Raw genomic sequence first — 12,155 nt, 5'->3', positions numbered from 1 at the left:
TTGCGCGCCGGCGTTGAGGGCGTGAACCCCGCAAGGAGCTCCGATGCCCGACCCCGAAATCCTCCCCGATCCCGACGGCGAACGGCCCGACCAGCCTTCCGAACTGCCGAGCGAGGGCCCGCCCGGACAGGACATTCCCGAACTGCCCGATCATGGCGACCCCCTGGGCGACGATGTCGAAAAGGGGCCACACGGCCTCGATATCGGCCCTCGGTAGCCACAGGCCTTGGTTCCGCCGCGAGCCCGTGCTTCTGAAAGGTCCCGGGCGAGCGCCGCGACATCAGGAACTGCAGAATTCATCGGATCGCGGTTGATAAATTCGGGAGACTCCGGAAAAAGCTCACCTGCGGTTTTAGAGCGCCTATCAGCAAGGCCCGGGCGGGTTCATCACCCTTCCGAGACCATCTGGCCGACACATCTGGAAATGCGACATTGACTGAACAGACGCCGGGCGGATTGAATTGGGCGCGCCAGCTTGCCAGCTATCATGAGCCTGGCCATGGTCGCAGCGCCGCCGAGATCGCGATCACCGCCGGACCCCTACTGCTGCTGTGGGCCCTGGCCGGGTTGGCCTATCAGAACGGCCTGTGGTGGGCCGCGCTGTTGCTCACCCTGCCGGCGGGCCTTTTCCTGGTCAGGCTGTTCCTGATCCAGCACGACTGCGGCCACGGCGCCTTCTTCCGCGGCGGCCGGCTCAACAACTGGGCGGGCCGGACCATTGGCGTCTTCACCCTGACGCCCTATGACTACTGGCGGCGCACCCACAACATGCACCACGCCACCTCCGGCAACCTGGACCGGCGGGGGCTGGGGGGCATCGACCTACTCACCGTGGACGAGTATCGGGCCCTGCCGCGTCTGCGCAGGCTCGGCTATCGCCTGTATCGCCACCCGCTGGTGCTGTTTGGGCTGGGTCCGGCCTTCACCTTTTTCCTGCAGAACCGCCTGCCGGTCGGTCTCATGCATCTGGGCTGGCGGCCCTGGGCCAGCACGCTGGGGACCACCGCGGTGGCCGCCGTCCTGATCGGCGGCGCAGCCGCGGTCTTCGGGCTCTGGCCGGTGCTGATGATCTATCTGACCACTGTGCTTGTCGCCGCCACCACCGGGGTCTGGCTGTTCTTCGTCCAGCACCAATACGAGGGCGTCGCCTGGGCGCGGAACGGTGAGTGGAACCGCCACGACTTCGCCCTCCTGGGTAGCTCGCAATACGACCTGCCGCCGGCGCTCCACTGGTTCACGGCCAATATCGGCGTCCACCACGTCCACCACCTGTCGAGCCGCATCCCCTATTATCGCCTGGGTCAGGTGATGCGCGACCATCCCGAACTGCGCGCCATGAGCAAGATCGGCCTTGTGGAGAGCTTCGGCTTTGCGCGCCTCTCCCTGTGGGACGAGGCCAATGGCCGGCTGATCTCGTTCAGCCAGGCTGCGCGCCGCCATCCGGCCAAGGCGTCGTCCGCCGCGGTCCATCAAGCCCACGCCCCGGCCCGCGCCCATGCTCAGGCGCCGAGCCGCGCCACGGCTAACGCCGAAGCCTGACCGCCATGACCAGTCTGACCCGTCTCACCGGACCCATGGCCGCCCCGGCCAGCGGCCGCGATCCCCAGTCCATGGTGGTCCTGCTGCACGGCTATGGCTCCAACGGCGACGACCTGATGGGCCTCGTGCCCTATTGGCGCGCGAGCCTGCCCGACACCGTCTTCCTGTCGCCCAACGCGCCTGAGGCCTGCCCGGGCGCGCCCGGCGGCTATCAGTGGTGGTCCCTGACTGACCTCGGGCGGGAAAGCCGGGCCGCGGGCGTGCGACAGGCCGCGCCCCTGGTGAACGCCTTCATCGACATGCACCGGGCCGCCTATGACCTGCCCAACAGCAAGGTGGCCCTGGTCGGCTTCAGCCAGGGGACCATGATGGCCCTGCACGTGGCGCCCCGGCGGCCCGAAGCCCTGGCTGGCGTCGTCGGCTATTCCGGCATGCTGGCCGACCCCGAGGCCCTGGAGACCGAGGTCAAGACCAAGCCGCCCCTGCTGCTGGTCCACGGCGACGCCGACCCCATGGTGCCCTACTCAGCGCTGGCCCAGGCGCAGGCCGACTTCACCCGCCTGGGCTTCCCCATCACCACCCACACCGCCCCCGGCCTTGGCCACAGCATCGACGAGCCGGGCCTGCGGTTGGGCGGTGCGTTCCTGGCGCAGGTGTTGGGCGCGGCGGAGTAGGGGCGGGCGCTGGCCAGCGCCCGGCGCCGTTACATCCCGGCGACCATGCGTTTGACGGCGGCCGGCGCGATGCGCAGCAGCAGCGGAAGCGGCTTGGCCGGCCCCGGCAGGACCATGGACCGGCGGCGCGCGAGCCCGTCGAGGGTTTCGGCCGCCACGGCCGCCGGCGACATCTTCTTGCCCGTGAAGCTGGCGTTCATGGGCGTGTCCGTGGCGGGCGGCAGGAGCTCGAGGACATGAACCCCCTTGGGGGCGAGCTGGCGCCTCAGCCCTTCGGCGAAGCCATGCAGGCCGGCCTTGACGGCGCCGTAGGTCGGCGCGCGGGTTGGAGACACCAGGGCGAATCCTGACGTGACGAAGACGATCGCGCGCAGGTCCGGAAATTGGCTGAGCGCCTCGTGGGTGAGCTGGATCGGGGCCGTGAGGTTGAGGGCGACCTCCGCCTCCAGGTCCCGCGTGGCCTCCGGATCCGTGACGAAGTCCCGCTCGACGAAGGTCCCGGCGTTGTTGATGAGGATGTCGAGGCGACCGAACCGATCGGCGACCGCCTTCAGCAGGGCGGCTCTATCGGCGCCTGTCGTCACATCGCAGCGGACGGCCAAGGCCTGGGGATGCCGATGCGACAACCGGTCGAGCGCCGGGGTCGAGCGCCCGCAGACCGCGACCGCGTCCCCACGCGCCAGGGCGGCTTCGGCGAGGGCCAGGCCTATGCCCGAGGTTCCGCCGGTTATGAGAACGACTTGGTTCATCGGGTGTCTGTCCTGCTTCTGAATGGGATCATCCGCTTTGGTGGCGGAACCGGGCGAAGGTTCAGGGGGCGAAGCCGCCGTCGATGAGCAGGTTCGCCCCTGTCAACGTGGCCGCCTCGGGGCCGGCCAGATAAGCCACCATGGCGGCCACCTCGTCGGCATGGGCATGGCGCGGAATGGCCATGACGCCGTGCAGGGCTTCGGCCTTGGGGCCAACGGCCGGATTCATATCGGTGTCGGTCGGGCCAGGCTGGACATTGTTGATGGTGATGTCCGGACTGAAGCGGATGGAGGTCTTGGGCTCGCTCGGACGCCGCGCCGGCCGCGGGAGACGCGGCGCTGGCTCTGCTCACCAGGGAATCGCGCCGAACGTCGCATGGGTGAAGCCGCCGGTCGGCGCCGCGGACCCGAGGAGGGCGAGCCGCACCGCCTCGGCGGCGCCTTCCTCGACCGTGTCGGTCCCCTCGTAGGCGTTCATCGCCGTCCTGGTGAAGCCCGGCGACACGGCGTTGACCTTGATCCCCTCGGCCTCGAGCTCGATGGCCATCGCCACAGTCAAGGCGTTCAGCGCTGTCTTGGAGGCCGCATAGAGGGGGCTGAAATGCGAGCGATAGGGCAGCGAGGGGTCAGAGGCCACGGTCAGCGACCCCGATCCGCTTGACACATTGACGATGCGCGCGCCCGGCGTCCGGCGCAGCAGCGGGAGCATGGCCTGGTAGACGGCGAGAACGCCGAACACATTGGTCTCCCAGACCGCCCGCATCTCATCGAGGGGCGCCACGCTGGCGCGCGTGGCCCTGGCGTAGTCCTCCACCGAGCCGGGATGCGCCCCGGTGGTCATGATCGCCGCGTTCTGGATCAGCACGTCGAGGCGGCCGAGGGCGCCATCGACATAGGCCGCAGCGGCGGCGATGGAGGCCGGATCGGTGACGTCGAGCTGAACCGGGAGAGCGCTCGGCCCGATGGCTTCGGCCGCCGCCTTGCCGCGCTCGAAATTGCGCGCGCCGACGAGGACGGTGAAGCCATGCCCCGCCAGATCCTTGGCGATCTGCAGGCCGATACCCTGGTTGGCGCCGGTGACCAGCGCGACTTGGGTGTCGTGGCTCATGTTCTGAATCCCTGGATAGGCGCGGAGCCCCGGCCACGGGACGACGCCCGTGAAAGGCCGACGTCGCCCCAAAAGAAATATAGCGCCGCTATAGTCCTGTCTATAGCGTCGTTATAGAGCCGGGGCTGGTGGCCTGGTCGGCCGGCGGCCTATCCGCGCTATAGGGTTGCCGCGGCCCGGCGCGGTATGGAAAGACAGGTGTGCGCTAAGCGTCGCGCACCGCGCGAGGAGTCCATGTCCCCCAACCGTTCGCCCACGGAGCGGAGCCTGCTCGATGCGGCCGCATCCTTGCTGGAACGCGGCGGGCCGGCTGCGGTCACGACGCGGGCGGTGCTGGATGAGGCCGGGGTGACGGCGCCGACCCTCTACCACCACTTCGGGGACAAGGATGGCCTGCTCGACGCGCTCCTTGCGGAAGGCGTGACGCGCTATTTTGCGCATCGGGCCGGGCTGCCGGAGAGCGACGACGCGCTGGCGGATCTGGTGGCCTCCTGGGATCTCTATCTGGATTTCATCTGCGAGCAGCCGCAGCTTTTCAGCCTGCTCATGTCCCGGGCCCAGGCCGATCCGACCCTTCTGGAGCGGGCGACGGCCTGGTGCCGCGGACGGCTGGAGCGCCTCCAAGGGGAGGGCCGTCTAGCCGTCGATGTCGATTTCGGCCTGCAGGCGCTCCTGGTGTCCTCCAACGGCGTGGCCATGCTCCGCGCCCAGGGCGGCCGCGACGGCGACGCCCGCGACGCAGGCCGATTTGTCTTCGAACAGACCCTTGCCGGGCTGGTTCAGAGTCCAGGCCGCGCCGGGCCGGCGGCCGGTTGAGGCGATCGGCGCCGTTTGGGTCCGCGGCGCCCGGTCCGCACAGCTCCGCTCGGCCGCCTCACTTCCGCACGCCCAGCTTCAGCTGCAACGTCTCGACAGAGACAAGGGAGTCCAGGGACTCCCCCGCGGTGTAGCTGAGGCCTATGTTGAAGTGGGACGCCTTGGACGGCGCCAGCGCTACTTCCGCGGTCCAGAGCTCAGCATCTGACTCCGATCCGTCGATCGGCCGCCGCGCCTGATACCCGCCGCGCAGGGATATGACGGCCTCGTCGGCCAATCGCCAGCCAAACACCACCTCGAGGTCGAGGCCAAGGCGGGCATAGTCCTCGAACGTCGCCAGCTTGGCCTTGTCCCCCGGATCATCCACCTGGATGTAGTCCACCAACATGCGGGCGGAACATCGAAGGCTGGTGTGCTCCGTCACCCCCGCAAAACAGGCCGGCAGCGACGGCGGCGTGACCGCCAGGGCGCCGCGCCAGACCGAGGCGTTGAAGCGGTCGTCGGTCTGCCACCCGGCCTCGCCCTGAAAGACCGCCGCCAGCGGGCCGAAAGTCCGGGCGGTGATCGCCGTCGCCCCAAAGGTGAGGTCATTCAGCTCGTTCGCCCGCGTCGCGGCGGTCTTCCGTTTGAACTCGACATAGGGCGTCCAGGCGAGCTCCTCGAGCGATCCCTTCCCCGCGAGCGCCATCGGCCGGAAGCCCAGCATGATTTCAGCCGTCCTGGTGTCCGTGCCCGTCTTGCCATCTTCGGAATAGCCGAATGTCCCGAAGCCGCGCTTATCGAAGCTCTGCGCCAGGTCGCTGACCGAACCGCCCACGACCAGCTGCGTGAGGAGCGACGGGGGATCCGCCGCGCCGCCGCCGCCCTGCGCCGCCGCCTGCGCCTCTGCGAGCAGTTCCGGCTTGCAGGTGACCGACAGCCAGGGCGAAACGCCGTCCAGGAACTGGATCGCCCGGGTTCGGGGCGCGTCTGGCGCGGGAGTCAGGCGTCTGTCGAGGCGCACCACGTGGTTGGCGAAGTCCGGCGGCTCCGACGATGTCAGATCCAGCGCGTCCTCGAATACGCCCTTCAGCGCCTCCTGGTTGAGGTTGCAGGCGCCCTTCAGACAGGCCGCATTGGCCTGCGACGCCGAGGTTCCGAGGTCACCGCCCGTGAGCGCGCGGGCCAGCTGGAGATCGAGGACCACCTTTCGCTTGGCGAGGATCCGATCCCGAAGCACCAGATTGTCGACGCGGCCGGTCAGCCCGCAGTCGGCCGGCTTGAGGGCGGCGAGCGGATCGGCCATGGCGGCGGCGGGAACGGCGGCGATCAGGAGTGTCAGAAATGGCAAGCGCATCAGATCAGCTCCACGCCGGCATTCTTGAGCGACGCGGCGACCGAGCTAGCGGCGTGATGGGCCACATCGCTCAGCGACTTGCTCACCAGCCCCGGCAGGGCGGCGCCGCCTTTGATGTCGATATGCGCCGCGTATGGTGCGAACGCCGGGAGGGCGCGCAGCCGATCCTGAACGCTGGCCAGCAGTTGCACGACGTCGGTCACATTGAACCCGTAGCCACCGCCATCACCCATGCTCCGGCTCATGGTGATCGGCGCCGGCGGATTGGCGCCGCTAAATCGCTGCCGCATGAACGCACGGCAGGCCACACGCGTCTCGTCGTTGAGTTCGGCCAGATTGACCGCCATCTCCCCCTCCCATCACAGGCCCCGCGTGCACTATGACCTATTTCTCCCGGAGCGGGTAGTTCAAAGAACGACGTTCGTTTGATGGAGCGTCGGTCAGAGGGGCGTGGAGATCGCACGCTCTGGCGTGCACGCGCCACACGCTTCCACCCCCCTAAACCCGCACCCCCAGCCAGATCACGTGACGGCCGCCGCGGCCGCCCTTGCGGGCTGGGACGCGCAGGACCTCGGTGGCGAGCCCGCTGCGGCGCATCCGGCGCGTAAACCCCTCGTCCGGGGCTGAGGACCAGACGGCGAGGACGCCGCCGGGGCGCAGGGCGGTCTGGGCTCGGGCCAGGCCGGGCAGATCATAGAGGCCGTCATTGGCCTTGCGGGTCAGGCCTTCGGGGCCGTTGTCCACGTCCAGCAGGATGGCGTCCCAGGCCGTGGGCGCGCCGGCGATCAGCGGGCTGACATCGCCCTCATGGACGGTCACGCGGGGATCGTCCAGGCAGCCCTTGAAGACCTCGGCCAGGGGCCCGCGGGCCCAGGCGACGACGGCCGGGACCAGCTCGGCCACCGTGACTTGCGCATTGGCCGGCAGCACGGCCAGGGCCGCGCGCAGGGTGAAGCCCATGCCGAGACCGCCGATCAGGATGCGTGGACCCGGGCGGCCGGCCAGCCGGTCCCAGGCGAGCGTCGCCAGGGCCTCCTCCGAGCCGCTGAGGCGGCTGTTCATCAGCTCGATCGACCCGGCCATGATCGAGAATTCGGTGTCGCGTCGCATCAGGCGCAGGTCGCCGCCGCCGTCGGGCATCTGGGCGGTGTCGAGATGGATCCAGGGCTTCATGGCTCTCGCATAGCCGCCGACGGGGCTCAGGGCCAAAGCAAAAGCCCCGCCGTCCGGTGGGACGACGGGGCCTGGGGCCGTGCGTGCGTGATCGCCGGGGGCGATCAGAGGCGGGTAGGGATGATCACCTTCATGGACTCATAGCCCTTCACGAAGGTCGAGAAGACGCGCTTGGGCTCCGACACCACCTGGATGTCGGGGAAGCGCTTCATGATCTCTTCCCAGATGATCTTGAGCTGCAGCTCGGCCAGGCGGTTGCCCACGCAGCGGTGGATGCCGAAGCCGAAGGAGATGTGCTGGCGCGGACGCTCGCGGTCGATGATGTAGCTGTCGGGGTCGTGAATGACCTCGTCGTCGCGGTTGCCCGAGACGTACCACATGACGACCTTGTCGCCCTTCTTGATGGTCTTGCCGCCCATCTCGAAGTCCTGGGTGGCGATGCGGCGCATATGGGCCAGCGGCGTCTGCCAGCGGATGGTTTCCGACACCATCGAGGGGATGAGGTCCGGGTTCTCGCGCAGCTTCTTGTACTGGTCGGGGTTCTGGTTCAGCGCCAGGACCGAGCCGGTGATGGTGTTGCGGGTGGTGTCGTTGCCGCCGACGGTCAGCAGCACGATGTTGCCGAAATACTCCCGGGGCGACATGTCCCGGGTCTCCGGGCCATGGGCCAGCATGGAGATCAGGTCGCCGGCCGGCTCGGCGTTCACCCGTTGGTTCCACAACTCGGTGAAGTAGGCGTGATACTCGATGAAGATCTGCATCTTCTGTTCGAGGGTGTCGATCAGGCCGTGGCCGGGCACCGCGGTGACCACGTCGGACCAGTAGGTCAGCTTGCGGCGGTCTTCCTGCGGCATGTCGAACAGGGTGGCCAGCGTCATGGCCGTCAGTTCCATCGACACCTTGTCGACCCAGTCGAACTCCTCGCCGATGGGCAGGCTGTCGAGGATCTTGGCGGCCCGCTCGCGGATCAGCGGCTCGAGGATCGCCAGGTTCATCGGCGAGACGGCCGGGCTGACCGTCTTGCGCTGCACGTCGTGCTTGGGCGGGTCCATGGCGATGAACATGGGCAGGGGGCCTTCATCGCCGTCCTGGGTGGCGATGGTGATGCCGCCCTCGGAGGAGAAGACCTGGTGGTTGGTGTCCACCGCCATGATGTCGTTGTACTTGGTGATCGACCAATAGGGGCCGTATTCACTCTCGGCGGTGAAGTGGACCGGGTCTTCCTTCCGCAGCCGTTCGAAGATCGGCCACATGGTGTTGGACTGGAAGAGCTCGGGCTGCGCCGGATTGAGATCGGCCAGGGCCGTCGCATAGGCCTTGGCCCGTGCGTCCTTCAAGATGTCCACCGAACCGTCAGCCATGGGAGTCCTCCATATTTTCGATCAGCCTAGTCTAAAGATGACGCCTGCGTCAACTTTTAGCGTTCGCTCAGCGCACGATTTTACCTGGGGTAAGAGGGCGAGGTTTTGACGGTGCAGATCATCCGGATCGATGACCCCGGCGATCCGCGGATCGCCGGCTTCACCCAGGTGCGCGAGCGCGACCTGATCGGCCGCGAGGGAAGGTTCATCGCCGAAGGCGAGGTGGTGCTGCGCCATCTCCTCACCTCACCCCGTTGCGAGCCCCTGGCCCTGCTGGCGGCGGAGGACAGGCTGGGGCGTCTGGAGGGCCTGATCGGCGATCATGAGGTCGCCGCTCCGGTCTATGCGGCGTCCCAGGCGGTGATGGACGCCATCGTCGGCTTCCCGATCCATCGGGGCCTTCTGGGGCTGGGCCGGTTGCGGACCCGGCCAAGCGCGGCGGAATTGCTGGGCGGGCTGGGGGAGAAGGCCGTGGTGGTCGCCGTGCACGGGGTAGGCAATCACGACAATATGGGCGGCCTGTTCCGCAATGCTGCGGCCTTTGGCGCCGATGCGGTGCTGATCGATTCGACCTGCTGCGACCCCCTCTATCGCAAGGCCATCCGGGTCTCGGTGGGGGCGGCGCTGATCATGCCGTTCGCGCGGCTGGAGACGGGAGAGGATCTGCTGGAGGTGTTGCGGGCGGCGAAGCTGGAGCCGGTCGCCCTGACGCCGTCGGGCGAGGAGACCCTGGCCGAATTCCGGCCCGGCGCCCGCAGCGCGGTGCTGTTCGGGGCCGAGGGGCCGGGCTTGCCGCCTGCGCTGCTGTCGGCGGCGCGCACAGTGCGGATTCCGATGGCGCCGGGATTCGATTCGCTGAACGTGGCGACCACCAGCGGGGTGGTGCTGCACCACTTCGCCGCCGCGCGGGCGGGCGGTCCCGGCTCAAATCAGGAAGATCAGTCCAATGACCGCGCCGATCGCCAGTCCCCATAGAAGCAGCGACGCCAGGATAATGAAGGCGACCGTCCGCCGGGTTGACCACCGCTTGGAGTCATCACGAGCCTTAAGCTCGGCGCGAGTTTCTGAGTAAACCCTAGGTGGAGTATCGTGGGCGGGCCGCGCCAGGACCTGCTGCATCTGACCCCCGAGCGGCTCACTATGGCGCGCACCATGCAAATACATGAACTACGCTTTAACGGCATCCTCCGCAAAGCCAAGCTTCGTCGCCTCAGACGTGTCCTAATTTTATCGTGATCGTCAAATGGTAGAGTGGGTCAGGCCGCCTGCGCCAGGTGGATGATCGCAATCCAGAGCAAGGCCGACGAGGCCGCGACGAAAGCCAGGCTCTCGAACGCCGTCCAATCCCGGCGGCGGCGGGGTTCTGACTGGTGCGGGGTGGTGTTGTTTGCCGTCTGGGCCATCACGAGTCCCTCATAATATCCTGGGCTTCCAACGGCGCCCCCGGGCGCCTGGTTCCATTTTTTGCGTCTGGCCGCCCGCCCACTGGACTTCCTGAAGGGAGTGCGGCCCAATCTATGGCATGTTTTTATCCTGAGGGTCGATTTTCGCTCCCATGGCCTGGTCCGACGCCGCCGCCCGCCGCCGCTATCATGTGGGCAATCTCCGAGCGCAGCTCCTCGAGGAGGCGCGCGCCATCCTGGATCAGGGCGGCTTGGCGCAGCTCAACCTGCGCACCCTGGCGTCCAGGGCCGGGATCGCGCCCGGCTCGGTCTATCACCACTATGCCGGGAAGACCGAGCTGCTGGCCGAGCTGGCGGCGCTGGGCTTCCACCAGCTGGAGCTCGAGCTCAGCGACGCGATGGCCACCGCGCCCCAGGGCGGGCGCATCCGCACCCTGGCGCGGACCTATTTCGCCTTTTCCAAGTCCGAGTCCGCCCTGTTTGGCCTGATGTTCGATCCCGCCGTGGCCACCTATCCCGCCGTGGAGACGGCCCGAGACCGCTGCTTTGCGGTCTTGGAAGGCGCCGTCGCCGTCGCCCTGCCGGCCCGGGAGGACGCCGTCGAGATCAACAAGATCGCTCGCGCCGTCTGGGCCTGCGGCCATGGGGCGGCCTCCCTGCGCACCGCCGACCCGCTGCGTCAGGACGAACTGATGGAGGACGTGATCCAGGGCCTTGAGCTGATGTTCGGGCGCCGCTGAACCGTCTTCAGTAATCGCCGATCAGCAAGGCCTATCCAAACGATGTTTCAGGTCGTCTTCTGGCGGCCTGCTGTACCGGGAGGACCCAATGGCCGACGGCAATATCACCAAAGACGTCATGTATGACGCGGTGGCCCCTGACGACTTCGAATCCATGCTGGAGCTGGATCGCTACAACGCCCGATCCACCGCCTTCGACAAGATCATCTCTGCGACCCACGACCATTTCTGGGATCCGCTCGATCCGAAGTACATCGACTTCTCCGAGCCATGGGACATGGAGAACGAGGCCCTGTTGCCGGACGACCAGGTGATGGCCCTGGGGGTGCCCTATGTCCTCGACCACCTCGAAAAGACCGGCCAGAAGGTCAAGTTCATCAACGAGATGGTCCTGTGGAACTTCTCGTCCATCCTGCATGGCGAGCAGGGCGCACTGAACCTGTCGGCCAGCCTCTGCCATGTGCTGAAGGACCAGGGGGCGCAGGAATACGCCGCCAACCAGACCCGCGAGGAAGCCCGCCACGTCACCGGCTTCGCCAAATACATCAAGGCCCGCTGGGGCCGGCCGCGGCCCTGCGGCGCGACTCTCCAGCAGTTGCTGGTGGACATCATCGGCGCGCCGGAGGTCTACAAGAAGATCATCGGCATGCAGATGCTGGTCGAGGGTCTGGCCATGGGCGCCTTCGCCGCGGGCTTCCAGTACAACCGCGACCCGCTGGCGAAGAAGCTGTTCCAGCTGGTGATGACCGACGAGGCCTTCCACCACAAGTTCGGGAAGATCTGGGCCGACCGCACCATCCCGAAGATGACGCAGGAAGAGCGCGACATCGTCGAGGACTGGGCCGCCCACTGCTTCCAGTCCCTGCTGTTCAACATGGGTTCGCCTGTGCAGCAGGCGGCCATCTACACCCAGTTTGGCCTGGACCCGGAGCGTGTGGTCGCCGAGATGCGCGCCACCTATCAGAACGACGAGAGCCGCCGGGAACGCCTGAAGAGCCAGACCAACATCTTCCGGGTGCTCATCAAGACCCTGTTCAACGCCGGCCTGATCACCGACCGCACCCGGGCCTTCTATGCGACCTATGTCGACATGGATGAGCTCAAGGCCGAGGGCGAGAAGATGGTCGGCGACGACATCGCCGAGGCGGGGATCAAGTACCTGCAGGAGATCAACTTCAAGGATCGCCACGCCGCTCCGGTGACCATCGCCGCTGAGTAGATCCGAAGTCCTGTGATGGCGCCGCTAGAGCCTGATG

15 protein-coding genes are annotated in these 12,155 nt (G+C 67.5%); 7 read left to right on the top strand and 8 right to left on the bottom strand.

Annotated features, from left to right (window positions below):
• Positions 1-43 precede the first annotated feature (43 nt).
• From Q7S93_RS02100 to Q7S93_RS02090, 3 genes are all read left to right on the top strand, one after another.
• Positions 44-217: a hypothetical protein gene (locus Q7S93_RS02100; RefSeq protein ID WP_304711922.1), complete on the top strand. Its 174-nt coding sequence runs from the start codon at positions 44-46 to the stop codon at positions 215-217.
• A 215-nt stretch (positions 218-432) separates the two neighbouring features.
• On the top strand, positions 433-1,539 hold the full coding sequence (locus Q7S93_RS02095) for a fatty acid desaturase (RefSeq protein WP_304711921.1): 1,107 nt from the start codon (positions 433-435) through the stop codon (positions 1,537-1,539).
• A gap of 5 nt (positions 1,540-1,544) precedes the next feature.
• On the top strand, positions 1,545-2,213 hold the full coding sequence (locus Q7S93_RS02090) for an alpha/beta hydrolase (protein ID WP_304711920.1): 669 nt from the start codon (positions 1,545-1,547) through the stop codon (positions 2,211-2,213).
• Positions 2,214-2,242: 29 nt separating this feature from the next.
• On the opposite strand, the gene Q7S93_RS02085 is transcribed toward Q7S93_RS02090, so the two are convergent.
• The 3 genes from Q7S93_RS02085 to Q7S93_RS02075 form a co-directional block, all read right to left on the bottom strand.
• Positions 2,243-2,962, bottom strand: a complete 720-nt coding sequence (locus Q7S93_RS02085; protein WP_304711919.1) for an SDR family NAD(P)-dependent oxidoreductase — start codon at positions 2,960-2,962, stop codon at positions 2,243-2,245.
• A 61-nt stretch (positions 2,963-3,023) separates the two neighbouring features.
• A complete protein-coding gene (locus Q7S93_RS02080; protein ID WP_304712033.1) occupies positions 3,024-3,227 on the bottom strand; it encodes an SDR family oxidoreductase in 204 nt (67 codons plus the stop codon).
• Between the two features lie 84 nt (positions 3,228-3,311).
• Positions 3,312-4,070: an SDR family NAD(P)-dependent oxidoreductase gene (locus Q7S93_RS02075; RefSeq protein WP_304711918.1), complete on the bottom strand. Its 759-nt coding sequence runs from the start codon at positions 4,068-4,070 to the stop codon at positions 3,312-3,314.
• Positions 4,071-4,304: 234 nt separating this feature from the next.
• Here Q7S93_RS02075 and Q7S93_RS02070 point away from each other — a divergent pair, with 234 nt between their 5' ends.
• Positions 4,305-4,886, top strand: coding sequence for a TetR/AcrR family transcriptional regulator (locus Q7S93_RS02070; protein ID WP_304711917.1), 582 nt, complete (start codon positions 4,305-4,307; stop codon positions 4,884-4,886).
• A 58-nt stretch (positions 4,887-4,944) separates the two neighbouring features.
• On the opposite strand, the gene Q7S93_RS02065 is transcribed toward Q7S93_RS02070, so the two are convergent.
• The 4 genes from Q7S93_RS02065 to Q7S93_RS02050 all read right to left on the bottom strand — a co-directional run bounded on the left by Q7S93_RS02065 (position 4,945) and on the right by Q7S93_RS02050 (position 8,756).
• Complete coding sequence (locus tag Q7S93_RS02065) at positions 4,945-6,222, bottom strand: hypothetical protein (RefSeq protein WP_304711916.1); 1,278 nt, start codon at positions 6,220-6,222, stop codon at positions 4,945-4,947.
• Positions 6,222-6,569, bottom strand: a complete 348-nt coding sequence (locus tag Q7S93_RS02060) for a hypothetical protein (protein WP_304711915.1) — start codon at positions 6,567-6,569, stop codon at positions 6,222-6,224. Before Q7S93_RS02060 ends, Q7S93_RS02065 begins: the two co-directional genes overlap by 1 nt.
• Before the next feature lie 151 nt (positions 6,570-6,720).
• Positions 6,721-7,395: a spermidine synthase gene (locus tag Q7S93_RS02055; RefSeq protein WP_304711914.1), complete on the bottom strand. Its 675-nt coding sequence runs from the start codon at positions 7,393-7,395 to the stop codon at positions 6,721-6,723.
• Positions 7,396-7,499: 104 nt separating this feature from the next.
• Positions 7,500-8,756, bottom strand: coding sequence for a cytochrome P450 (locus Q7S93_RS02050; RefSeq protein ID WP_304711913.1), 1,257 nt, complete (start codon positions 8,754-8,756; stop codon positions 7,500-7,502).
• Between the two features lie 111 nt (positions 8,757-8,867).
• Here Q7S93_RS02050 and Q7S93_RS02045 point away from each other — a divergent pair, with 111 nt between their 5' ends.
• Positions 8,868-9,731, top strand: coding sequence for a TrmH family RNA methyltransferase (locus tag Q7S93_RS02045; RefSeq protein WP_304712032.1), 864 nt, complete (start codon positions 8,868-8,870; stop codon positions 9,729-9,731).
• 281 nt (positions 9,732-10,012) lie between these two features.
• Here Q7S93_RS02045 and Q7S93_RS02040 read toward each other — a convergent pair whose 3' ends face one another.
• Complete coding sequence (locus Q7S93_RS02040) at positions 10,013-10,159, bottom strand: hypothetical protein (protein WP_304711912.1); 147 nt, start codon at positions 10,157-10,159, stop codon at positions 10,013-10,015.
• A gap of 152 nt (positions 10,160-10,311) precedes the next feature.
• On the opposite strand from Q7S93_RS02040, the gene Q7S93_RS02035 reads away from it, so the two are divergent.
• Complete coding sequence (locus tag Q7S93_RS02035; protein ID WP_304711911.1) at positions 10,312-10,899, top strand: TetR/AcrR family transcriptional regulator; 588 nt, start codon at positions 10,312-10,314, stop codon at positions 10,897-10,899.
• Positions 10,900-10,987: 88 nt separating this feature from the next.
• The gene (locus Q7S93_RS02030) at positions 10,988-12,118 is read left to right on the top strand and encodes a ferritin-like domain-containing protein (protein ID WP_304711910.1); all 1,131 of its coding nucleotides are present in this window, start codon (positions 10,988-10,990) and stop codon (positions 12,116-12,118) included.
• Positions 12,119-12,155 lie beyond the last annotated feature (37 nt).

The organism is Phenylobacterium sp. (assembly GCF_030646615.1).
GTDB lineage: Bacteria > Pseudomonadota > Alphaproteobacteria > Caulobacterales > Caulobacteraceae > Phenylobacterium.
The sequence above is the reverse complement of the archived record's forward strand: the minus strand, read 5'-3'. Positions and strand labels throughout refer to the sequence as shown.

What these genes read in the sequence shown, in the direction of transcription:
- Q7S93_RS02075 (WP_304711918.1), bottom strand. Translation starts at nt 4,070, where the DNA reads ATGAGCCACGACACCCAAGTCGCGCTGGTCACCGGCGCCAACCAGGGT.
- Q7S93_RS02065 (WP_304711916.1), bottom strand. Translation starts at nt 6,222, where the DNA reads ATGCGCTTGCCATTTCTGACACTCCTGATCGCCGCCGTTCCCGCCGCC.
- Q7S93_RS02085 (WP_304711919.1), bottom strand. Translation starts at nt 2,962, where the DNA reads ATGAACCAAGTCGTTCTCATAACCGGCGGAACCTCGGGCATAGGCCTG.
- Q7S93_RS02060 (WP_304711915.1), bottom strand. Translation starts at nt 6,569, where the DNA reads ATGGCGGTCAATCTGGCCGAACTCAACGACGAGACGCGTGTGGCCTGC.
- Q7S93_RS02070 (WP_304711917.1), top strand. Translation starts at nt 4,305, where the DNA reads ATGTCCCCCAACCGTTCGCCCACGGAGCGGAGCCTGCTCGATGCGGCC.
- Q7S93_RS02030 (WP_304711910.1), top strand. Translation starts at nt 10,988, where the DNA reads ATGGCCGACGGCAATATCACCAAAGACGTCATGTATGACGCGGTGGCC.
- Q7S93_RS02050 (WP_304711913.1), bottom strand. Translation starts at nt 8,756, where the DNA reads ATGGCTGACGGTTCGGTGGACATCTTGAAGGACGCACGGGCCAAGGCC.
- Q7S93_RS02035 (WP_304711911.1), top strand. Translation starts at nt 10,312, where the DNA reads ATGGCCTGGTCCGACGCCGCCGCCCGCCGCCGCTATCATGTGGGCAAT.
- Q7S93_RS02040 (WP_304711912.1), bottom strand. Translation starts at nt 10,159, where the DNA reads ATGGCCCAGACGGCAAACAACACCACCCCGCACCAGTCAGAACCCCGC.
- Q7S93_RS02055 (WP_304711914.1), bottom strand. Translation starts at nt 7,395, where the DNA reads ATGAAGCCCTGGATCCATCTCGACACCGCCCAGATGCCCGACGGCGGC.
- Q7S93_RS02090 (WP_304711920.1), top strand. Translation starts at nt 1,545, where the DNA reads ATGACCAGTCTGACCCGTCTCACCGGACCCATGGCCGCCCCGGCCAGC.
- Q7S93_RS02100 (WP_304711922.1), top strand. Translation starts at nt 44, where the DNA reads ATGCCCGACCCCGAAATCCTCCCCGATCCCGACGGCGAACGGCCCGAC.